General features: G+C 37.0%; 21 protein-coding genes. 13 read left to right on the top strand and 8 right to left on the bottom strand.

Translation table 11 applies throughout. The features are described 5' to 3' along the window. Positions 1-60: 60 nt before the first annotated feature. Both LPB89_RS06015 and LPB89_RS06010 read left to right on the top strand, forming a co-directional pair. The gene (locus tag LPB89_RS06015; protein WP_230700864.1) at positions 61-4035 is read left to right on the top strand and encodes a two-component regulator propeller domain-containing protein; all 3975 of its coding nucleotides are present in this window, start codon (positions 61-63) and stop codon (positions 4033-4035) included. Positions 4036-4316: 281 nt separating this feature from the next. Continuing rightward, positions 4317-4562 (top strand): hypothetical protein, encoded by a 246-nt coding sequence (locus LPB89_RS06010; RefSeq protein ID WP_230700863.1) that lies wholly within the window; start codon positions 4317-4319, stop codon positions 4560-4562. Positions 4563-4669: 107 nt separating this feature from the next. On the opposite strand, the gene LPB89_RS06005 is transcribed toward LPB89_RS06010, so the two are convergent. Together LPB89_RS06005 and LPB89_RS06000 are read right to left on the bottom strand one after the other, a co-directional pair. Then, positions 4670-5278, bottom strand: coding sequence for a thioredoxin family protein (locus LPB89_RS06005; RefSeq protein WP_230700862.1), 609 nt, complete (start codon positions 5276-5278; stop codon positions 4670-4672). A gap of 3 nt (positions 5279-5281) precedes the next feature. Continuing rightward, positions 5282-5755, bottom strand: a complete 474-nt coding sequence (locus tag LPB89_RS06000; RefSeq protein ID WP_230700861.1) for a TlpA family protein disulfide reductase — start codon at positions 5753-5755, stop codon at positions 5282-5284. A gap of 285 nt (positions 5756-6040) precedes the next feature. Here LPB89_RS06000 and LPB89_RS05995 point away from each other — a divergent pair, with 285 nt between their 5' ends. Next, positions 6041-6766 (top strand): AAA family ATPase, encoded by a 726-nt coding sequence (locus tag LPB89_RS05995; protein ID WP_230700860.1) that lies wholly within the window; start codon positions 6041-6043, stop codon positions 6764-6766. Between the two features lie 246 nt (positions 6767-7012). Here LPB89_RS05995 and LPB89_RS05990 read toward each other — a convergent pair whose 3' ends face one another. Both LPB89_RS05990 and LPB89_RS05985 read right to left on the bottom strand, forming a co-directional pair. After that, entirely contained in the window at positions 7013-7402 is a 390-nt protein-coding gene (locus LPB89_RS05990; RefSeq protein ID WP_230701388.1) for a RidA family protein, read from the bottom strand. 184 nt (positions 7403-7586) lie between these two features. Further along, positions 7587-8150, bottom strand: a complete 564-nt coding sequence (locus LPB89_RS05985) for a Crp/Fnr family transcriptional regulator (protein ID WP_230700859.1) — start codon at positions 8148-8150, stop codon at positions 7587-7589. A 1002-nt stretch (positions 8151-9152) separates the two neighbouring features. On the opposite strand from LPB89_RS05985, the gene LPB89_RS05980 reads away from it, so the two are divergent. Next, the gene (locus tag LPB89_RS05980) at positions 9153-11501 is read left to right on the top strand and encodes a mechanosensitive ion channel family protein (protein ID WP_230700858.1); all 2349 of its coding nucleotides are present in this window, start codon (positions 9153-9155) and stop codon (positions 11499-11501) included. 75 nt (positions 11502-11576) lie between these two features. On the opposite strand, the gene LPB89_RS05975 is transcribed toward LPB89_RS05980, so the two are convergent. Beyond that, complete coding sequence (locus LPB89_RS05975; protein ID WP_230700857.1) at positions 11577-12455, bottom strand: NAD(P)H-binding protein; 879 nt, start codon at positions 12453-12455, stop codon at positions 11577-11579. A gap of 81 nt (positions 12456-12536) precedes the next feature. On the opposite strand from LPB89_RS05975, the gene LPB89_RS05970 reads away from it, so the two are divergent. From LPB89_RS05970 to LPB89_RS05940, 7 genes are all read left to right on the top strand, one after another. After that, complete coding sequence (locus LPB89_RS05970; RefSeq protein ID WP_305070300.1) at positions 12537-12902, top strand: helix-turn-helix domain-containing protein; 366 nt, start codon at positions 12537-12539, stop codon at positions 12900-12902. A gap of 76 nt (positions 12903-12978) precedes the next feature. Continuing rightward, complete coding sequence (locus LPB89_RS05965; RefSeq protein ID WP_230700856.1) at positions 12979-13347, top strand: hypothetical protein; 369 nt, start codon at positions 12979-12981, stop codon at positions 13345-13347. Positions 13348-13397: 50 nt separating this feature from the next. Beyond that, the gene (locus tag LPB89_RS05960) at positions 13398-13880 is read left to right on the top strand and encodes a hypothetical protein (RefSeq protein WP_230700855.1); all 483 of its coding nucleotides are present in this window, start codon (positions 13398-13400) and stop codon (positions 13878-13880) included. 220 nt (positions 13881-14100) lie between these two features. Then, positions 14101-14694 (top strand): SMI1/KNR4 family protein, encoded by a 594-nt coding sequence (locus LPB89_RS05955; protein ID WP_230700854.1) that lies wholly within the window; start codon positions 14101-14103, stop codon positions 14692-14694. A 220-nt stretch (positions 14695-14914) separates the two neighbouring features. Next, on the top strand, positions 14915-15139 hold the full coding sequence (locus LPB89_RS05950) for an RHS repeat-associated core domain-containing protein (RefSeq protein ID WP_230700853.1): 225 nt from the start codon (positions 14915-14917) through the stop codon (positions 15137-15139). Further along, complete coding sequence (locus LPB89_RS05945; RefSeq protein WP_230700852.1) at positions 15120-15563, top strand: hypothetical protein; 444 nt, start codon at positions 15120-15122, stop codon at positions 15561-15563. Before LPB89_RS05950 ends, LPB89_RS05945 begins: the two co-directional genes overlap by 20 nt. Positions 15564-16018: 455 nt before the next feature. Next, complete coding sequence (locus LPB89_RS05940; RefSeq protein ID WP_230700851.1) at positions 16019-17299, top strand: acetyl-CoA C-acetyltransferase; 1281 nt, start codon at positions 16019-16021, stop codon at positions 17297-17299. 373 nt (positions 17300-17672) lie between these two features. On the opposite strand, the gene LPB89_RS05935 is transcribed toward LPB89_RS05940, so the two are convergent. From LPB89_RS05935 to LPB89_RS05925, 3 genes are all read right to left on the bottom strand, one after another. Then, on the bottom strand, positions 17673-18080 hold the full coding sequence (locus LPB89_RS05935; RefSeq protein WP_230700850.1) for a DUF1634 domain-containing protein: 408 nt from the start codon (positions 18078-18080) through the stop codon (positions 17673-17675). Further along, positions 18067-18903, bottom strand: a complete 837-nt coding sequence (locus tag LPB89_RS05930) for a sulfite exporter TauE/SafE family protein (RefSeq protein ID WP_127337377.1) — start codon at positions 18901-18903, stop codon at positions 18067-18069. The genes LPB89_RS05935 and LPB89_RS05930 overlap by 14 nt, the downstream gene beginning before the upstream one ends. A gap of 360 nt (positions 18904-19263) precedes the next feature. Continuing rightward, complete coding sequence (locus LPB89_RS05925) at positions 19264-19743, bottom strand: CinA family protein (protein WP_230700849.1); 480 nt, start codon at positions 19741-19743, stop codon at positions 19264-19266. 350 nt (positions 19744-20093) lie between these two features. Here LPB89_RS05925 and LPB89_RS05920 point away from each other — a divergent pair, with 350 nt between their 5' ends. Then, positions 20094-20495 carry a hypothetical protein gene (locus LPB89_RS05920; protein WP_230700848.1) on the top strand — a complete coding sequence of 134 codons (402 nt, stop codon included), beginning with the start codon at positions 20094-20096 and terminating at the stop codon, positions 20493-20495. A gap of 172 nt (positions 20496-20667) precedes the next feature. Next, positions 20668-21063: a hypothetical protein gene (locus LPB89_RS05915; protein ID WP_230700847.1), complete on the top strand. Its 396-nt coding sequence runs from the start codon at positions 20668-20670 to the stop codon at positions 21061-21063. Positions 21064-21158: the final 95 nt, after the last annotated feature.

Genomic DNA, 21158 nt, shown 5'->3' with positions numbered 1-21158 from the left:
AGCACACCACTTCTTGAAATATTATCCTATATTGTGCTTCCAAAAGCTGCTTACTTTTACATGAAACCTTTTAACCGATTTCTATCCGTACTTATTCTGTCACTCATGGCCTGTTTTGATGCTGTGGGACAATCGTATACGTTTCATCATTTAAAAACAAGCGACGGACTTTCGAACAGTACGATAAAAAGTATTTTAAAAGACCGTTACGGCTTTCTGTGGATTGGAACGGAGTCAGGCCTAAACCGTTATGACGGCTACGGATTTAAAATATATTCCACAAAATCAGATAAACCTTCGTCCATTATCAACGACGATATTCGCGGCTTACAGGAAGACGGATTGGGGAATATCTGGATCAGTACCGAATTCAGTTATATTGTTTATCAGCGTAATAAAGATAACTTCAGAAGTGATGTTCCGAATGTACTCAAAGATTTAGGAATCAAAACAAATGAAAATTATAAAATCTACGTCGATAAAAACAAAGACTTATGGGTTTTGTCCGAAAACAAAATCTTTGTGTATGACACCCATAAAAAGACCTTAAAAACCTTTACCTCCAAAGAAAAAATAGCAGAAGCCGCCAATGTTTTTATAGGTGATAACGGCAATTCCATTTTTAGAGTGCAGCGCTCCGGAACTATTTTGAAGACCGACAAAGGCAGCGGCAGGGAATCTTTTTTGAAACTCCCGGATGTTGCAACACAGCACATTCAGGATAAAAGGAATAAAATTTATGTGGATTCCCAAAATGGATTGTGGATTTTCTCTAATACAGCGGCTCTTTATTACAAAAAAAACAGCCATAGCGAATGGAAAAAAATCGCTTTCAACAATACAGTAAATGCACAAAACGATGTCATATTCGATATCAAAGATGACGGAAACGGCAAAGTATGGATTGGCACAGACCATCAGGGAATTTTCATTTATAATACTTTAAATAACAGCATTTCCAATAGCACCCACAATCCGGATAACGAGGCTTCTCTCGCGTCCAACAATATCGGCTGCCTGTATAAAGATGATACCGGAACCATGTGGGCAGGCCACAACAAAAAAGGTATTTCCTATTATAATGCCAGTTTTGGAAATCTCGTGAATATCGAATTACAGGACTGCAAGGACGTCAGCACTTTTCTGGAAGACAAAAAAGGAAATCTATGGCTGGGAACCGATGGAAATGGTTTGTATTTCAAAGAAAAATCCTCCGGCAACAAAATCAGGAAAATGCCTTTGGCAAGCAATGTCATTGTTTCCTTACTCGAAGACAAAAAAGGCAGAATCTGGATTGGCACCTACTTAAACGGATTGTTCTGCTATGAAAACGGAAGCTTTCAGCATTTTACGAAAGAAAACAGCACTTTGAATTCGAATGACATCTGGAATTTAAAAGAAGACCGTTACGGCAACATATGGATTGGTACGCTGGGACATGGGATTCAATGCCTTAGAAGCGGTGCAGCCCGTTTTGAAACGATAGCCAAAACAGTCAAAGGCCTCGAATTTACGCTGGATATGTTTTATGACAACGGCGACCAATTGTACGTTGGCACGGACAACGGGCTTTTCAGTATTGATATTCTGACCGGACAGCAGGTCAAAGCTTCGGGAAACAAAAGCAAAACCCAAAAATTCAGGCAGCTCTTTACTTCCAGTGTTTATAAAGATACCCGGGATAATATCTGGCTCGGGCACTCCAAAGGATTATCGGTCTGGGATACCAAAAAAGATACGGTTTATTATTTTGACAAGACCAATGGATTGTCTGATAATATTGTAAAGGGAATCATTGAAGACAATCACCAGCACATCTGGGTTACGACAAGCAACGGATTATCGTTACTCACGGTTGAAACTAATGCAAAAGGTGTATTAAAAATAAGCAGTCGGAATTTTTCTGCCAAAGACGGACTTCATGATAATTACTTCAACACCCACGGAATTTATAAGCTTCGGAACGGGGACATTCTTTTGGGCGGAACAGAAGGATATACCACTGTAAACCCAAATAAAATGGCAGAAAAAAGCAAACCGCTTGCACGAGTCATTTTTACCGGACTAAGCCTTGGTAATGTGCCCGTTCAGGTAGATTCACTGTACAACGGGCATCGCTTACTGCAACGCTCGATGGAGCAGACCTCTGACCTTACGTTCCGTCATGACGATCAGTTAATCGCGATTCAGTTTACGACGTCCGATTTGGTCAACGCCGATAAAGTCAGGTATTTGTATAAGCTCGAAGGTTTTAGTAATCAATGGCTTTCGACAGAAAAAAACAAAATTGAATTTTCATCACTTGCTCCGGGCACTTATACGCTTTTAATCAAGGCTGCCAACAGCGACGGAATCTGGAACGAAAAACCGGCTGTTTTAAACATTACGGTCACTCCACCCTTCTATTTATCGCGTTGGGCCTTTCTGTTCTATTTACTGGCAATCGCAGCCATTACACTATACGTGATCCGTTATACAAAGAAAAAACATCAGCGGGAGCTCGAACAGCAGCGTATACAACTGGAACATTTGCAGCAAATCAATCTGAATGAAATGAAACTCCGGTTTTTTACGAATATCAGTCATGATCTCCGAACGCCGCTGACATTGATTACCATTCCGCTTCAGACCATTCTTAACAGGGAACTCGAGGAAGGTCTTCGCGCCAAGCTCAGTATTGTCTATAAAAATGTCGGGCAACTGATGACACTGATCAATTCGCTTTTGGATTTCCGTAAACTCGATGTGGGTAACGAAAACCTGAATCTTACCTCCGGTGATTTTGTATATTACATTCAGGAAAGATGCACCCTTTTTCAATCCTATGCCACAGACCGGAATATGAAGTTCACGTATACCAGTGAAATGGAAACACTTATGATGGAATTTGACAGCGTAAAAGTGCAGAAAATACTTTTTAACCTGTTATCCAATGCCTTTAAATATACACCGGACGGTGGAAGCATCCACTTGCACCTGTACCGCGAAGGCAAACAGGTGGCTGTCTCGATTTCAGATACAGGTCAGGGAATTCCCGAAAACGAAAAGAAATATATTTTTGAACGCTTTTATCAGGCTGCACAAAGTGAAGAAAATACCGGAAGCGGCATTGGCCTTCACATCGTAAGCGAATACCTCACGATGCACGGCGGAAGTATTTCGGTTACGGACAATTTTCCAAAAGGTACTGTTTTTACCTTCAGGCTGCCGGTTCAGAAAGTAAAAAACAAAGAACAGATTCCGGTATTGGAAAATATTCCTGAAAAGAAAGCAAACGAAAAGCCCGTATTACTTTTTACGGACGACAACAAAGATTTCTGCGATTTCATGTCCGAAAGCCTTTCCGAATTTTATACCGTTCTGGTCGCCCATGATGGCCTGGAAGCCATCGAAAAATTACAGCAAAACAATGTCAATATTGTGGTGAGCGATGTGATGATGCCTAAAATGAGCGGTACCGAATTATGCGCCCAGATCAAAACTACTATAGAATGGTCTCATATTCCCGTGATCCTGCTTACGGCACGAACCGCCGAAGAATACAAAATAGAAGGTCTTATGCTGGGTGCCGACGATTACCTGACCAAGCCTTTCAATTTTAACCTGCTCCAACTCCGCATCGATAAATTTTTAGACTGGACCAAAAAATCCCATCAGGCCTTTAGCCAGAAAATGGATGTTGCACCCAGTGAAATTACCATCACTTCGCTTGACGAACAATTAATAGAAAAAGCAATCAGAACCGTCGAGGAAAACATCGCCAATCCGGATTTCACGGTGGAGGAACTCAGTGCTATGGTAGGGCTGAGCAGAACGCATTTGTATAAAAAACTCATGCACATCACCGGAAAAGGCCCGGCAGAATTCATCCGCACAGTCCGATTGAAAAGAGCCAGACAGCTTCTGGAGAAAAGTCAGCTCCAGGTTGCCGAAATCGCCTATGCGGTGGGTTTCAATTCCCCGAAACGATTCACTGTTAATTTTAAAAATGAATTCGGTATCTCCCCTTCCGAATATGTCCGTAACCTGAAATAACAATTGTTTTAGTTCCTTTTTTTATTAACATCCGATTGGTGAAAACATAATTAATTCACTAATAAACAACCGTTTATTTTCTTTACTTTTAAAATTCATAAATACTTTTAGTTTTTTTTAGCCTAAGTAAAATCCAAATGGCCAATTAGAACGTAAATAAGAAAAACGGTACTCTTGATCAGGGTAAATTCAAATGTAAATGTGTTTTTTGGAACATCTTGGATTTGTCAGACTCTTGATTATCGTTTTCTTTTTTTTATTAAATTTTAAGAAGCTAAAAGTTGGAAAAATTAAACGTTCAGAGATTAAAAAGGACTTTGGAATATCTGGAAAGCAAACAGCGTGAATTTAAAAATCAGAAAGAAAACGATACCAGAAGTCTGGAATCTATGATCCAATACCTCAAAAAGGACATGATGGAACAGTTTAAATTATCCGATCACGTTTTGCTATCCATGAAACAGGAAATTAAAAATACAGAAACTTTTATTGTCATTGTGCAGAATATCATCGATGCCAATTCTTAAAATTCAGTAATCCAATCTGAATTACCCTGATCCCGATTGTAGAAATATTTCCAAAAAAAAACGCCTCAGATGTTGAGACGTTTTTAAGACAGCTATTGTTTTTAGTTTTATGCTTTCGCTTTTCTTTTTACTGTACAGCCAATTTCTTTGGTTTCGGTTACGGCAGGTTTTTGATTGTTTTTTAAAGCTGCAATCACCTCTTCCACATATTTTGTTTTTTCCGTTTTAGTACCTTCCGGATCGTTATCGATTGCCCCGGTATATTCTACAACAGTGCCTTTTGCCGTTTTAGAAACCACAAAAAGATGCGGTGTGTGTTTCGCCCCGTATTCATCGGTAACCACCTGCCCCTGATCAAATAAATAAGGGAAGCCATATTTTTTCTCTTTCGCCAGATCCTGCATTTTATCGAAAGTATCGGCTTTGGAAGCCTCAGGATCATTCGGATTGATAGCAATTACAGGATAACCTTCCGGTTTGAACTTTTTGTCAAGATCAATTATTCTTTGCTCATATGCTTTGGCATACGGACAGGTATTGCAGGTAAATACCACGATAAAACCTTTTGCTTTCGGATAACTTTCAAAAGAAATTTCTTTATTATCTACATTTTTAAGTTTAAAATCCGGCGCGGCTTCCCCTGCTTTAAGTGTTTTGCTTTGTGCCTGTGCTAGCATCGCTGTAAAAACCAGCATAAGAGTGATGTACTTTTTCATGATTTATAATTTTTTATATTCTGTTACTAATTGTTCGTAGGTAAGTTCGGTTTCCATAAATTTCTTCTTATCGTTTTTGATAAAAAGGGTCGCCGGAATACTGCCCGACCAGGAAGGATCGATGCGGTCGATGTATTCCTGCGGATTGCTTTCATTTAAAAGAAAAACGGGATTGGTAAGCTTCTTTCTTTTTACAAAGGGCACCACGGCTGTATTCAGTTTCGATTTAAAATCAACACTGACCAGCAGCACTGCCAGTTTATCCGATTTATATTCCTGGCTCAGTTTTTCAAAATGGGGCAATTCTTTAATACACGGTGCGCACCAGGTCGCCCAGAAATTGACCACATACGTACTGTCCTGCCCTTTTTTTATTCTTTCCTGAAGCTGATCAACACTCAGCAGCTTTACGTTCTGACTGTAGGAAAGTCCCGAACAGCTCAGCAAAACACAAATTATATAAGTTCTTATTTTCATTGTCTAATGGCGTAGTAACCGTTTTACGAATTGATTTACCCTTACAAATATAAACTAATACCCAAATATTTTTAAGAATCAAATCCTGCATTTTATACCATTAAGAGCAATTTAACAAAAACCGTAGCGGCAATTTTTAAAAATGAAATTATGCTACACCCAAACAGTCATTGCCAATGCTGCCAGAATACCTGTTGTTTTTTACCGTTCTTCCTCCGAAGGAAAGCGTTCCCGCAATTGGATATTGCAGAATAAACTTTAATTTTGCGAAAAATAAACCTCCTGATGAATAATCTGTACGAGCTTACCGTAAACGATACCGAAAAAATTGCGCTGAATGATTTATTCTTTAGTGCTGAAAATAAAGCGGCTTTGACACAAACAATCAAAGAGCATCACTATCTGGAGGAATTAAAAAAATACGATCTTAAAGCAGACCATAAAATATTGCTTCACGGTCATTCGGGCTGTGGAAAAACGACAACTGCCAAGGCCATTGCCACTGCGCTGAACAAAAATATCGTCATCATTAACCTGAGCACGTTAATTAATGCGCGGATTGGCGAAACGTCCCGAAATGTAAAAGCCCTGTTTGATAAAGCGATTCGCGAGAGAGCTGTTTTATTTCTGGATGAATTTGACCAGATCGGAAAAAGCCGTGACAGCGAAGATAAAGATGTCGCCGAAATGAGACGTCTGGTAAACACCATTATCCAGCTGATTGATTATTTACCGGCAGACAGTTTGCTCATTTGCGCCACCAATCATTACAGCAGTATTGATACCGCTTTATTGAGAAGATTTCAGATCCGCCTGAAATTTGAAATGCCCGACGAAGATCAGCTTGATTTGTATTACGACAAGCTGCTGGAGCGTTTTCCTTCCCACCTGCAGGACATTCCCCGAAACTATAACATTTCGTATGCCGAGGCCAAAGATTACATTCATACCACAATGAAAAAACAAATTATTGCCGAATTGGAGCTTGCCCGTAAAAAAAACAGCCTTTAGAATACTTGTTCCTAAACGCTGCTTTTATTTTTTGAAGAGCGAAAACACTTAATGCTGCCTTTTTGACATTATCTTTTTTAGATCATTTCTCCGTCACCGCTCCGTCACTCCTATACGTAAACTTCGGGAGAGCACTTTCAGAGCATTTGTGTTTTTCAGACAAATAGTCAGTTAAATATTATACAGTTACCGACTTCAATTCGTCAGGAAACTGTATCATTAATTTTGAATTAAATTTTTGCTGCATCATTTCACAACAGTTGCCTCTACTTCCACCTTTAAAGTTTCAAAAAGCATTTTTACTTCCAGTAAAGTAGTCGTTTGTCGGATGCCGTGTCTGGAGATCCAGTCCTGAAAAATATCGAAACAGGCAAAAAGTTCCGCTTCTGAAGTCGTGTAAACATTTAGCCGTACTATATTTTTACAGTCATAACCGGCCTCTTTTACCACTTTTTCCAGATTCGCCAGAGTCTCAGTCAATTGCGTTTTCATGTCAGCGTTACTGGATATACCGGCAGCGTTAATAGCCGTTTGTCCTGAAACATAAAGCGTTCCTTGTGGATTTTTGACTTCTACTGCCTGTACATAACTTCGTTTGTCCTGCCATTCCCAGGGGTTAATTACCTTCTTTTCCAGTTTGTTTGTTTTGGTTTGTGCCATTACGGGCAGAGCAGTTACCAATGCCATTACCAGAATCTTTACAACATTTTTCATTTTTACAGTTTTAAATTATACCTGCAAAATTGAATCGATTAGAGCATTCGAACGCGTGACAAACATCACAATTATCAATTATCAATTATCAATTGGAAAACGAAAATTAAGAAGAAAGCCGGCTTAAGGTTTCGCGGGAAACGCCCAAATAGGAAGCCAGCATGGTTTTGTTGACCCGCTGAAATAACGAGGGATGCTGTTTCAGCAGCAAATCGTAACGGTCTTTTGCACTGGAAGTCAGAAAAGACAATATTCTCCTCTGGGAGGCGATATGTCCTGAATTTGATTTTTTAAGAAGAAAATGTTCCATCTTCTGCAAAGTGCTACACAACTTCTGGTAATTTTCAATTGAAATACAGAAAACACCGGTGTCTTCAATACACTGCAAAGACATGGTTGCATCCGTATTTGTAAAAAACGCTATAAAATCGCTTTCCCACCAATCTTCCATCGAAAAGGATACAATGTGTTCATTTCCGTTTTCGTCGTCGTAAATAAGCTTTAAAAGGCCTGAAACGATGTAATAACAATCGACGTTACTGTCGCCTTTGGTAATTAGAAATTCTTTCTTCTTAAAACTCCGGAAATGAAAATGGGAAAGTACCAACGAAAATTCATCGTCCGTGAGGGTTATTATTTTCTCAATATGTTCTCTTAGTTTTTGATGCATTTGGTTTTGGAAAATGGGATGATTCTTAAATTTTATAAAGCTAGCGCGAAAGCAAAAATATTCTTTTTATGGACAGCTCCGTTTTTTTTACAATCATTTAATTGGCTCAAAATATCGTAGCAGCCTTGTAAACAAAAAAGAGCTTTTTAAGACTAAATTTTACAACCAATTAGAAATAAATTGCCTCTTGATTTCCCAGGCTAAATGACCAAAAAAACAACAAAAAAATTATAAAAAACCATCTTTTTAAATAGCCTTCAACATGGCAGACAGAGTTACAGAAATTTTACTGGCTGAACCTAATGCAAAACGCGCTGAAAAAATTCTAAGCCGATGCAAAAAAGCCAGGAAATGAACTCTTATTTCCCTTTTTGTTTAAAACAAACAATAACTTTAAATATCTGTACATAAAAATACTGATAATAAATGTTTTATAAATAATTTTAACAATATAATATTAGCATAAAAGGTACACTAAATTCTGTTTTATTTTTTGCTGCCGAGCTGATAATAAAAGTACCGCTACTTCACATCTTACTACCTTTCCCGGAATAAAAATTCCAAATAAAAGAGGTTAAAAACTGTTTTTTGAAAATTCTCTTCATAAAGACCTGTAATCTTACATTCAGCGACAGTATATGACTACCCGAAAATAAAATTGAACCGAAAAAATAGCATCGTATACGCTGATTTTATTCCTGAAATCATAAAAAATCCAATCGGTAGCGGTACCATCTTTTTTCAGGCCTTATAATAAATAATTCATTCAGATAATAAAACATAACCATCTGGTTTACATTACACTTATAGCGATTCCTACAAATTTATATTTTAACAAAAAAGTACACTTTTTAGTACCTGGAAGAGCAAATTTAATTTCTAAATGATTGAGCGGCCCTGCTTTAAAAACTTCGAATCACCCTCCGCTTAAAACTTCCGGATTTTTAATGAAAGTCCGTTAAAAAAATTTAAATTTGGGCACCCTAATTCATACATTCAATTATGATTCAAAAGAGAAGTTTTATTGGTTTATCAGCGGTACTGGCATTCCTTTTTTTTGCACCGCTCACCTACTCGCAAACCACTGCTAAAAAAACAGAAAGCCGTTCTAAATTATTTGAAGAAACAACAACCGACAGTGATTACCTGATGGCGATTGAAAAAGCCAGTGCCGTCATGGAAACTGCTTACAACGATGCCGATTTTGACGGGGCAAGCCATCATTTATTTGGCGAAATCAGAAGAACCCAAAGCAAGCTCGATTTAATTTTAGCCAGTCTGAAAGGTGCCAATCCAAATGTCAGGAACCAGCAAATGTACCGTGTTGTTTTGAAAGAGATCCAACAGGAACTGGACGAACAAAATGACGCGATCAACTTGCGCAATAAAAACCTTGAAAAAATCAAAGACCGTTTTATCGAATTGCGCAAAGACAAAACACTGATTGGCCTGATCAAAGACACCATTCGCCGCAAGCAGTTTAAAAACGAATTTGCCAATCTTAGAAAAAAATACAAGAATACCGACAGTCTGATGACTAAAAACCAGGGTATTTTAAACAAAAACAAGAGGTTAACTGTAGAAAGAAAGATCGCGGTCTCTAATGCGCTTATTACCGTAGAAAACAAGCTGGAGCAGTCAGGGATCAGTATGCTGAAGAAAGAATATCCTTTTATCTGGAATATTACCGATTCAATTCCCAAAAATCAGGTTGCTCAAACGATCAGTGCAAAAGTACTTATCGAAGAAAGTGTGGCGGCCTATTACCTGAGCTACCGCGCCGGAGGACTGATCACGCTGGTTTTTCTGATGGGATTGCTGGGCTGGTATATTTTTCGCAATCTGAAATACCTGAAAAGTAACGGACATGGCGAAAGCCTGGCACTTTTTAATTTTAAATACCTGAACAAAGGCGTTGCCATTCCCGTAGCGATTATCGGGCTTAATATTGCCGTGGTCAGCAACCTGTATGCACCCGCCCTGTTTATCGAAATACTCGAACTGATCTTGCTGGGATTCCTTACTATACTTTTCAAAAACAAATGGTCCGCAAATGCCATGAGAAACTGGACATTCCTTTTAGGACTGTTCCTGGCCCTTTGTTTTCTGGACTTATTCATTAGCGTGGGGCTATTGCAACGTTGTTGCTTTATAATAATTAATGCCTTTGGAATCCGTTATGGACTGGTTCAGATCAAAAGCCTTAAAGAAGAATTGTACATTAAAGGCTTCTTTAAATGGGCCAGTATTATTTTTATTGTTTTTAACGGTTTATCGATTTTGTACAACATTTTCGGACGGGTTTCGCTTTCCAATATGTTGAGCCTGACAGCTTTTATTTCGCTTACCCAGATTATTGCACTGAGTGTGCTTTTAAAAATACTCCTGGAAGTGATCATTCTGCAAATCTACACGACAAGGGTAAAACGCGGAATCGAAAAAATCTTTGACCACGAAAATCTATCCGATACACTCAAAAAGCCTTTTATCATCATCATCAGTTATATGTGGCTGGTGGTAATCGGATCGAACCTGAATATCTGGGAATCCCTGCGGACTTCTTTCGGAGCCATACTCAGCCATCCGAACACCATTGGAAGTATTACCTTTACGTTAGGAAATATTTTATTGTTCTTTATCATTATCTGGATCGCACATTTACTGCAAAAGTATGTAGCGTACTTTTTTGGCGAAATCGATGATGAAAACGAAGAAAACATCAATAAAAGACAGCATTCCAAATTACTTATTACGCGTCTTGTGGTTTTAATCGTCGGTTATCTGCTGGCAGTAGCCGCTTCAGGCATGCCATTGGACAAATTAAGCATTCTTTTAGGCGCTTTGGGTGTCGGTGTCGGACTGGGGCTGCAAAGTGTCGTAAACAACTTTGTTTCGGGTATTATCCTGATTTTTGACAAACCGATTCAGATTGGCGATGTGGTGGATATCAGCTCTGAATCCGGCCGTGTAAAATCGATGGGACTTCGTACCACCAAAATCAATGCTCCAAATGGCGCCGAAATTATTATCCCGAACGGAAACCTGTTGTCGCAAAACATCACCAACTGGACGTATACGGACAATTTCAAACTGGTTGAGATCGCTATTGAAATTACCGGAGATACCACTCCCGATGACATCAATACGACCATAACCGAAGCCCTGGAAAGTATCGCTTTGGTAAACAATTCAAAACCATCGCAAATTTATTATACTGCCATCTCTGACGGAAAATATAAAATTCAGGTCAAATTCTGGTGCAGCATTTACAGAACAGAAGAAAGTGTGAGCACTGCCCGTCAGGTATTGTTCCATAATTTTAAAGCAAAAGGCCTGACTTTTTCAGCCTAAAAATCAGTTTTAATTAAAATCAAAAAAAGCCGTCAAGTGTAATGCTTGACGGCTTTTTTATGGATTCTTTTTTACTTAAAACTTCCCTGCAAATTCTTTGGCGAAATCTTCCAGTTTGATTTTTCCATCCACAGAAAAATTACCATTTAAGAAATCTGCTGCAATTTTACCGCTTCGCAAGCCTGCACCCATTTCGGTATACAAACCGGCAATTTCTTCCGGTAATCCGGCTTGTGTCATTCCCTGTAACGATTGTTCGTCGGTGAATTCCACCCATGGCAAATCGGTTTTGTCGATTGCTTCTCCTATGGCTTTTGCAATTTCGCCCGGAGTACGCACATCGCTGACAATGTAACGGATATTTTTGCCTGTGGTTTCTTTTTGCAGTTCTTCTGCTGCGGCTGTTGCAATATCTTCAGGGTGTACCAGTGGCATCTTCGCATCAGCAGGATAGTTAGCGCCCATAATCCCCGCTCCTTTTATCATCGGGACATCATTGTACAAATTGATAAAGAAAAATCCCGCACGTAAAAAGGTAACTGCTGTATTTTCCAGTTGATCATACAACCCTTCGATTTGGTAAAGTCCTTTAATAGGCCCGGTTCCGTCCGGTAAGTCCACACCAATACTACTGAGCATTACCACACGTTTCACAGCTGCTTCCTGTATCGCGCTCGCGAAAGCTTTACCCGCTTCAACCGTATTCGAAATCACATTACTGCCTCCCAAATTGGGTGGTGTCATCGCAAAAACAGCAGCTGCTCCGGCAAAAGTCTTAGCCAGAAAAGCAGCATCACTAACAGAACCAATAGCCGCCTTTGCTCCTGCTTTTTCAATGGCTTCTTTTTTGTCCGTACTACTGCTGATTACCGTTACCTCATGTCCGGCAGCTACAAGTTTATTCGTCAGTGGTTTTCCGATGTTCCCTAAAGAACCTGAAATTATAATTTTCATCTTTAAATTGTTTTGTATTTATCAAAACAAAGGTATATTTGTACTTACTTTTATACAAGTACTTACCCTAAAGTATGTATCATGACAGCCATCAAAGAAACTTCGACCATACAGGAAAACAAACAATACGCCCTTGATACCTGTCCTGTGACCTACGTCATGGAAAAAATCGGCGGCTACTGGAAGCCTATTATCCTCTATCATTTATCCACCAGTGATAAACGCTACAGTGAACTAAAAAGAGCCATTCCGGCCATCACCGAGAAAATGCTCATTCAGCACCTCAAACAACTGGAAACCGATGGTCTTGTCATCAGGGAAGCAAAACCGGTTGTCCCTCCTTTTGTTACCTACAGCTTAAGCAATGCCGGAAACGGTTTGATTCCCGTTATTCATGCTATGGCGGAATGGGCTTTTAAGGAAAAGGATGGGGTTTATGCGGGTTAAGTTTTATATTTTTCAAGTAATCTCATATTTTAAGATAGATTCAAGCAAAAACAAATAGATTTATTCAAGAATTATAATGAGTATTGAAGCAAAGATTAAACGTAATAAGTTAGATGTATTAGCAGGTGAGTTTTATCAAAATGCGGACTCTAATTTTATTAAACATTTACAACAAAAAGGTTTTGAAGCCATTGTTGATATTAAAAGACAAGATGGCATCTATACTGTTATTGGTAAAGATTTTACTTATTTTTATTCAAATTCCGGGATTGAAGATCAGATTTCTCATAAAGATTTTTTAGAAGTGCTTAAAAAAAATGCTATGAAAATTGGAAAAGCAAATGATTTTGAATTTGTCAAATATAAGGAAGACTGCTCAATTTGGGTTTTAAATGGTGAAACGATGAATGCTATATGGAATACGGTTATGTTATTGCATAAATAGGCAAATTATCTTCTATAGATTAATATTCGGTAGTATAAACCTTAATTAAGTTGGAAAATACAGTTTTTTTTAAATTAATAATATTGGTAGTATTCAAAATAACATTTTCTGTTTCAGGAGATAATTTTTTTCCAAATAAAATAATTTCTTCACTATCAAAAGAATTAAATATTATTGACTTTTTTAATCCGACAGATGAAACAGGAAAAGAAAAAGGCAATAAATTTGAATATGGTTCAATGTCATTTATGCATCCTAAAATTTTTGGATATTTAGGTGATGGATTAGAATACGAAGATGAATTTATTAATTTTTTTGAAATAAACCTTAGTTTATTTCAAAAAAATGAGGTTGATGATTTTGTTTTTTTTATTGAAGTATATTATTCTAGGCAACAATGTAATTTTGAAATATTTAATAATTCAATGTTATTTAAGCTAACTAAAGGAAGTGGAAAGATATCAATCCCTGTAAGTGTATATCATTTAGAAAAAAAAGAAATAAAAGATTTATTATTGTTTAAGTCTAAATAGGAAAAATAGGTGCTGAATGGACTCTTAAACAACTAAAAAAATTAAAACAACAGGAAAAGTAACTGTTTTTTAGAGGATATATTAATAGTGTAAAAGATTACCTCTTTAGATGAATTTAAAAACAATCTTCATTTGTAAAGAAGCAAGAACATATTATTAAACATTTTGGTAATTTTAGAAATACAACATTTGGAGATTTAATAAGTAGAGGATTTTAATTATGAATTATTTAGAAGTATTAAAGAAAGAATTATACAAGTTTGAAAATTTAGGAGTTCAAAAATCAGAGAACGGAACTATATTGATAGGAAAAGCCATTCACGTAGCGCCGCTTGCTTGGTTAAATAAAATATATCCTATTTTAGGCGATGAAGATATATTATTATTAGGAAAAGAGTTAAAGACGGAAATTCCGAAAGATTATAAGTTTTTTTTAACAAATTTCAGTAATGGTCTTAATATTTTTGTCTCTACTTTTAGTATGTATGGTTTGAGAAAAGAATTAGGACGTTCTATTGAAGCCAGTAGACAACCTTTCTCAATTTTTACGCCCAACTTGCAAGAAAGGCCGAAAAATGCAAAAGACAATTACTTTTTTATTGGAGGCTATAATTGGGATGGCTCTAAATTGTATATAGATAACGTCACTAATAAAGTTCATTATTGCGCTGAATGGGATGCTACATCATTATACGAATGGAATTCATTTGAAGAAATGATAGTCTCTGAAGTAAAAAGGATAACAAGTTTATTTGATGAAAAAGGGATTATTTTAAATATAAACAAACATACAACTCCAATTGAAACATTATAAAACTGAGGTTATAAAACAAACCCATATTCAGCTCTCCGAAGTTTTCTCATAAAAAGCTGCACAAACGTCTCTGACTTTGCACTCGCAACGATAATCCAAAAGAAGCATAATCAAACAAAAAAGCAATTCATAATCGGGTTGCTTTTTTTGTGCCGTCAGTTTCGATTATAGTTTTTACACATTCCCGATATTGCACTTTACCAAAAAGAAAAAACTATATTTGGTTTTAGCAGATTATTACCCTTTTGGAGAACAATTGCCAGGACATAATGCTTTCTCTGATTATCGTTATGCTTTTCAGGGACAGGAAAAGGATGACGAAACAGGAATGGAGGCTTTTCAGCTGAGGCTCTGGGATGGTAGATTAGGAAAGTGGTTATCTTCTGGGAAAAAAAATTATCAAACTGCAAAAAAATTATTAACGGATGGAAGATTTAGTAAGTAATAAAATTTTATACAAAATAATGTGGGCTAATCAGGAAGAGACAATATGGGATATGAGAAATGAAAAGCCTATCTCATTAAATGATATAGCTTATAAATATTTAGAAGACTTTATAGATTATAAATTATGGGCACAAGAATTTCATGATGAATATATGCGATTGTTATCAGGGGAGAGTGATGATTTACACAATATTAAATTCAAACTGAATTCTCAAATTATTGATATTTTACCGAAAATAAATAAAACTTTAAACAAAATAAATATCTATTTATTTTATTGGTTTGATATTGATAAATCAGTTAATGAAAGTTTTAGTTGGAAGTATTGTCCAGTAACAAATGATTTATTGACCGATTTAAATATAAAAAGTAATAACTCGCTAATATGTAGTAATTGTTTTTTGGTTTTTCCAAAATATTGATTTTTTTGTAATATTCCAAGATTGATAATTTTATATTATCTGTTGTACAAATTTTCTTAACTTCAGCATCACAACTATAAAAACAGAATAAACTCATCTCTCCGAAGTCTTCTCACAAAAAGTTGGCAAACATCTCTGACTTTGCGCAAGAAACCATGAGCCAAGTAGCATAATCAAACAGAAAAGCAACTCATAACCGGGTTGCTTTTTTATGTTGAAACGAATCACATCAGACATTCGCCAACAATCTGTACGCAGCTCATTTGATTCCTCGTTCCTCGGAATGACAAACTTACTCTGAAAATACAATCCTGCTGTATTCCTTATAAAAAGTTTCCTGAATAAGAATTTAAAATATTAAATTTAACCTCCTAAATCAGAACGTACAAAAAGCATACGTACTCTTTTTTAGGATTACTTTTAATATCAAATCAAAAATAAAACAGCATCAGGATATGGGAAATCAGGACACCATTAGAAAAGTAGCAATTGTGGGGTATAACAGGATTCCGTTTGCGAGAGCGAATACGTTCTATTCAGACGTTAGTAATTTGCAAATGATGACCGCCACACTGGATGGTCTTATTGAAAAATATAACCTGCAAGGCCAATTACTCGGAGAAGTAGTGGGCGGCGCTGTGATCAAACATACTACCGACAATAACCTGATTCGTGAATGCGTCATGAGAACGGCCCTTGATCCCGCCACTCCGGCCTGCGACTTACAACAGGCATGTGACACTGGAATTGAAAGTGCTATTTACATTGCCAATAAAATTGCACTGGGACAGATCGAATCCGGAATTGCATGTGGTGTTGATTCCATTAGCGATATGCCGATTGCGGTGAGTGAAAAGCTGCGAAAAATACTGCTCGACGCCAGAAAAGCAAAATCATTGGGAGAAAAAATCAAAACCTTTTTGAAAATCCGACCAAAAGACCTGACGCCGTTAGTACCCAGAAATGAAGAATCACAAACCGGTCTTTCGATGGGAGGACATACCGAAATTACGGCTAAATATTATCAGATTGCCAGAGAAGATCAGGATCAGCTGGCCTTGCAAAGTCATCTGAATATGGCAAAAGCGTATGACGAAGGTTTTTTCAGCGATATGATTACGCCTTTTAACGGACTGGATAGGGACAATAATTTACGAAAAGACAGTACTTTGGAAAAGCTGGCCAAACTGGCTCCGGCATTCGATAAAAACAACGGAACACTTACAGCCGGAAACTCTACGCCGCTTACCGATGGCGCATCCAGCATTCTTTTGGCGAGTGAGGAATGGGCCAAAGCACATAATTTACCGATTCTGGCGTACATTACCCATGCGGAAGTTGCCGCTATCGAGTATGTAAAAAACCAACAAAATTTATTGCTCGCGCCTTTGTTTGCTGCCTCGAGAATGCTCGAAAAAGCAAACCTGACGCTGCAGGATTTTGATTATTATGAAATTCACGAAGCTTTTGCTGCCCAGGTTCTGGCAACGCTTAAAATTTGGGAAAGCCCTGAACTTAGTGCAGCCATTGGACTTAAAAAGCCGCTCGGCGCTATCGACCGAAGCAAACTTAATGTAAAAGGAAGCAGTCTTGCGGCAGCTCATCCTTTTGCTGCAACCGGAGGAAGAATTATTGGCGTAATGGCTAAATTGCTTCACGAAAAGGGTTCAGGAAGAGGTTTTATCTCTATTTGTGCCGCAGGTGGACAGGGAATTACTATGATTATTGAAAAATAATTCATTAAAGCCTATTTTTTTTAAAGTCTATTTTTTAATCACGCAAAGACGCAAAGTCGCAAAGTTATTTTACTAAATTTCACTTTGCGACTTTGCGTCTTTGCGTGAAATTAAACCTTTCTATAGATGACTGTATAAATTTGAATAAAACAGCTTATTCTTACAGAAATCATTGTCATCCTGAGCGGAATTGAGGACTTTTACATCAAAAGGGCTTCGACTCCGCTCCCCCTGACACAGTTTTGAATGATACCAAACTAGTTATTTTTATAATTCAGCAAAGACGTAAAGTAAAATTTAATAAAAAAACTTTGCGACTTTGCGTCTTTGCGTGAAATAAACTTTTCATAATAACTCAAAGTGTAAATTATTTTCAATGAGAAAATCCAAAGGAAATACTCATAATAATGATACAGATTACAATTGCAGTAATCACCACATACAGATAATCCTTTTCCAGAAGAAATGAAAATAGCGAAAGTAGTACCCTAAAAACCGGGGTCAGAAAAAGCAATACAATCCCCAAAAATATAATAGATTCTCCCCTGCCCTGAATTACACCCTGATAAACAGCCCCAATTACTTTAAAAATATTTCGGTCATTTTCCTTAAAGACCGAATAATTTTCGATGTCACTACCGTGATGCAGCAAATAAACAATCCCTCCGATAAAGGCAACCGATAAAGAAATCCAGACACCGTAGCGCAATAAATTACCCACGATTTTCTGAAAATCTTTTTCTCCGAATTTTTCCTGTGTCATAACTTTAGATTTTTCCATTAAGTCCGCTGTAAATCATGTTTAACGCCAGTACAAAAATCAGGCACGCAAAAAAGATACGCAGTTTTTTAGGGTTCGTACGAACTAATATTTTAGCTCCCGCCATGGCTCCGAACAATACACCGATCACTACCGGCATACAAATTCCGGGCTCGATGTATCCTTTTTGGATGTAGATCACTGAACTTGCCATTGCCGTTACGCCCATCATGAAATTACTGGTAGTGGTAGAAACCTTAAACGGAATTCGCATGATATTGTCCATGGCAATTACCTTAAAAGCTCCGGAACCAATTCCTAATAATCCGGACATCATTCCGGCAATTCCCATCATGCTGAACCCTCCTATTACATTTTTGGTTCCATAACGGATTACCTGACCGTCATGCGATGGATAAGATCCTTCTAACTTTAGTTTTTTGGCCAGTGGACTGGATTCCAAAACAATATGTTCTTCTTTTTTTCGTAACGAATTGATGGCCGAGAAAATCAGGGTAAGTCCGAACAAAACGGCGATGAATGACGTTGGCGCAATGACCGAAAGCAATGCTCCTCCCACAGCTCCCAAAGTAGTGGCTATTTCAAGAAAAATCCCCAGACGCATATTGGTAATGCCTTCTTTTACATATGCTGCGGCTGAACCGGAAGAGGTTGCAATCACAGAGACCAAAGCGGCTCCGATGGCATAATGAATATCAACTCCGAGAACAATTGTCAAAAGGGGAATAATAATGATTCCGCCGCCCAATCCTGATAATGAACCTATAAAACCAGCTAAAAATGCCCCCAGAATCATGATCAGGGTAAATGTGAGTACTGTCATTTGGATTTATTTATTTGAAGCTAATTTACGAATACATATTTGCTATTAAGGCATCCTCTTTTTACGTAAAGTTATAAAAAGACGAAAAAGCAAAATAAACCACTGAATATCAAAAACTTATACCTATACTTAAAAATACCTTAAAAATGGTGTGTTTTTTAAAAAGGCCTTATATTCTGATTTTTCAAACCGCTGATACCCATTCTTTTTTATCCCAATCTTCTTCTAAAACAATTAAAAAAGAGTGTTTTTTACTCGTCTTATAGTATTTTAACGTTTCAATTTAATTTGTTTTAAACTTATAAATCCCTCACTAGAAATAATGATTTTGGTTTAATGGATCCTTAAGAGAAAGTATTCCTAGTCTTTTATTTCGTTGTAAATCACCGTAGCTACCATATCAATAGCCTGACGAACAATTTCTTCGGGAGTTCCTTTGAATTCATATCTTCTGGCCATTTCCTTGTGGGGAAATATAAAATACAGAAATATGGTGCCCACGGGTTTGGTGGGGCTTTCGCTTCCGCCTGGTGTTGTTAAACCTGTTAATGCTACACAAATATCAGATGTCACAAAACGATGAAAATTCTTTGCCATGAATTTGGTTACTATTGCAGACTCTGCTGTATATTGTTTAATGGTTCCTTTTGGAATAAGCAATAAATCTTCTTTCATGGATTCGTGGTAACAGACCAAACCGCCAATCAGTATGCGGCCTGAATTCATAACGGTTGAAAACTCATAACTAAGTTTCCCTGCCGATGCACTTTCGACAAAACATATAGTCAGTTTCTTTTCTATTAAAGCCTCGCAGCATTCGATAACATTTTGACTTGGCATATCTATCTTATTTAAGTTTAAAAATAGTCAGGTTAAAATCGTACACATCAAATTCCTTAAAATCATAAGAACTTTCTGTAATTAAATAGTAACCAGACAAATTTAAAAGGTAACAAAAATGAACTTCTTACAAAATTCGATACTAAAATTACAATATTCAAATACAGAGGAATTCACCTTTAAGTTACTGTTAATTATAGAAGTACAGACTTGATTTTATGTAAGGCATAGTGCTGGTTTCTCCTTTAAATTTGTAAACAACACAATCAAACAGCAGAGCATCGCATTTTCTCTAAAAGACATGAAAAAGGCGCTGGCAACTAAAAATAATTAATTTAAAATATAACATTATGAAAAATGAAACCACGGAAAATTACGGTCAGGTTGAACGTCATTTTCACCATGATGAAAATACACTTACAGATGAAAAAAGAGATTCTTCAGTAGAAAATTTATTTGATAAAGATCCTTTCAATGAAAATGAAGAAGAAATGCAATACAAGGAAGATGATTTGCATGATATCAATCACGAAACAAATGATTACAACAGAAATGAAAATATTCCGAATGAGGAACGTGTAATCAATGAGGATGAGCATATTACCAATGACGAGCCTGATAATCTTGATGAAGATTTTAACCAGAATGATATCGATCACCTTGAAAAAGACGGTGATCTGGACAACGATGATAACAGTGAAGACCTGGAGGAATCCGACGAGCATTTTCACGAAAACCATCCGAGAGAATAATTTATTTCAAAAAAAATTGCATGATACAGCCGTTGCGAATTGTTTGTAACGGCTGTTTTTTTATGCCCGGTTGTAAAATTTTATAACTGAATTTAAAAACTATATAAATTTGGAAGCAGGTATTGTTGTAATTTTAAGAAATTGATCCTAAACAAATTAAACAATTACTATCATGGATATTAGTACTCAAATCATCTGGCTTTTTGTTCTTGCCATCCCTATCTCCTGTATCAGCTGGTCCGTTACCCACGAAGAAATATTTCGCGAACCAAGGGAATGGTGTGTCAAAAATGCTGCAAACGGACGTACCCTATTAATTAGAAAGGCTTTTTATCTTTTTACCTGCGAGTATTGCTTCAGTCATTATGTCACTATCTTTTTTATTATTTTCTCCGATTATAAGTTACTTCTTGATGACTGGCGCGGCTATATCATTGCGGGATTTTCTTTGGTTTTTGTAGCTAATATTTATATGAGTCTGTTCGGGCTGCTGAGACAAGCCATTAAAAAGGAAAAAGTAGAAATCAAAAAAATTGAAACTGAGGAAGAACATATTTCCCAATCTTAATTTTTTTATAAACATGGGAATTCTGTAACAAATCGGTAAAATTATATAAATCAAAAATATGCTTTCTGATTTTTTACCGCAAGGAACGCAAAATT

The organism is Flavobacterium sp. ENC (assembly GCF_020991415.1).
Lineage (GTDB): Bacteria > Bacteroidota > Bacteroidia > Flavobacteriales > Flavobacteriaceae > Flavobacterium.
This window is presented reverse-complemented; position numbering and strand designations above follow the sequence as displayed.

Excerpts from the sequence above, each read along its gene's own strand:
- LPB89_RS05940 (WP_230700851.1), top strand. The coding sequence starts at position 16,019 with ATGGGAAATCAGGACACCATTAGAAAAGTAGCAATTGTGGGGTATAAC.
- LPB89_RS06005 (WP_230700862.1), bottom strand. The coding sequence starts at position 5,278 with ATGAAAAAGTACATCACTCTTATGCTGGTTTTTACAGCGATGCTAGCA.
- LPB89_RS05920 (WP_230700848.1), top strand. The coding sequence starts at position 20,094 with ATGAAAAATGAAACCACGGAAAATTACGGTCAGGTTGAACGTCATTTT.
- LPB89_RS06015 (WP_230700864.1), top strand. The coding sequence starts at position 61 with ATGAAACCTTTTAACCGATTTCTATCCGTACTTATTCTGTCACTCATG.
- LPB89_RS05955 (WP_230700854.1), top strand. The coding sequence starts at position 14,101 with ATGAATTATTTAGAAGTATTAAAGAAAGAATTATACAAGTTTGAAAAT.
- LPB89_RS05985 (WP_230700859.1), bottom strand. The coding sequence starts at position 8,150 with ATGCATCAAAAACTAAGAGAACATATTGAGAAAATAATAACCCTCACG.
- LPB89_RS05995 (WP_230700860.1), top strand. The coding sequence starts at position 6,041 with ATGAATAATCTGTACGAGCTTACCGTAAACGATACCGAAAAAATTGCG.
- LPB89_RS05970 (WP_305070300.1), top strand. The coding sequence starts at position 12,537 with ATGACAGCCATCAAAGAAACTTCGACCATACAGGAAAACAAACAATAC.
- LPB89_RS05945 (WP_230700852.1), top strand. The coding sequence starts at position 15,120 with ATGGAAGATTTAGTAAGTAATAAAATTTTATACAAAATAATGTGGGCT.
- LPB89_RS05930 (WP_127337377.1), bottom strand. The coding sequence starts at position 18,903 with ATGACAGTACTCACATTTACCCTGATCATGATTCTGGGGGCATTTTTA.
- LPB89_RS05915 (WP_230700847.1), top strand. The coding sequence starts at position 20,668 with ATGGATATTAGTACTCAAATCATCTGGCTTTTTGTTCTTGCCATCCCT.
- LPB89_RS05935 (WP_230700850.1), bottom strand. The coding sequence starts at position 18,080 with ATGGAAAAATCTAAAGTTATGACACAGGAAAAATTCGGAGAAAAAGAT.
- LPB89_RS05980 (WP_230700858.1), top strand. The coding sequence starts at position 9,153 with ATGATTCAAAAGAGAAGTTTTATTGGTTTATCAGCGGTACTGGCATTC.
- LPB89_RS06000 (WP_230700861.1), bottom strand. The coding sequence starts at position 5,755 with ATGAAAATAAGAACTTATATAATTTGTGTTTTGCTGAGCTGTTCGGGA.
- LPB89_RS05975 (WP_230700857.1), bottom strand. The coding sequence starts at position 12,455 with ATGAAAATTATAATTTCAGGTTCTTTAGGGAACATCGGAAAACCACTG.
- LPB89_RS05925 (WP_230700849.1), bottom strand. The coding sequence starts at position 19,743 with ATGCCAAGTCAAAATGTTATCGAATGCTGCGAGGCTTTAATAGAAAAG.
- LPB89_RS05965 (WP_230700856.1), top strand. The coding sequence starts at position 12,979 with ATGAGTATTGAAGCAAAGATTAAACGTAATAAGTTAGATGTATTAGCA.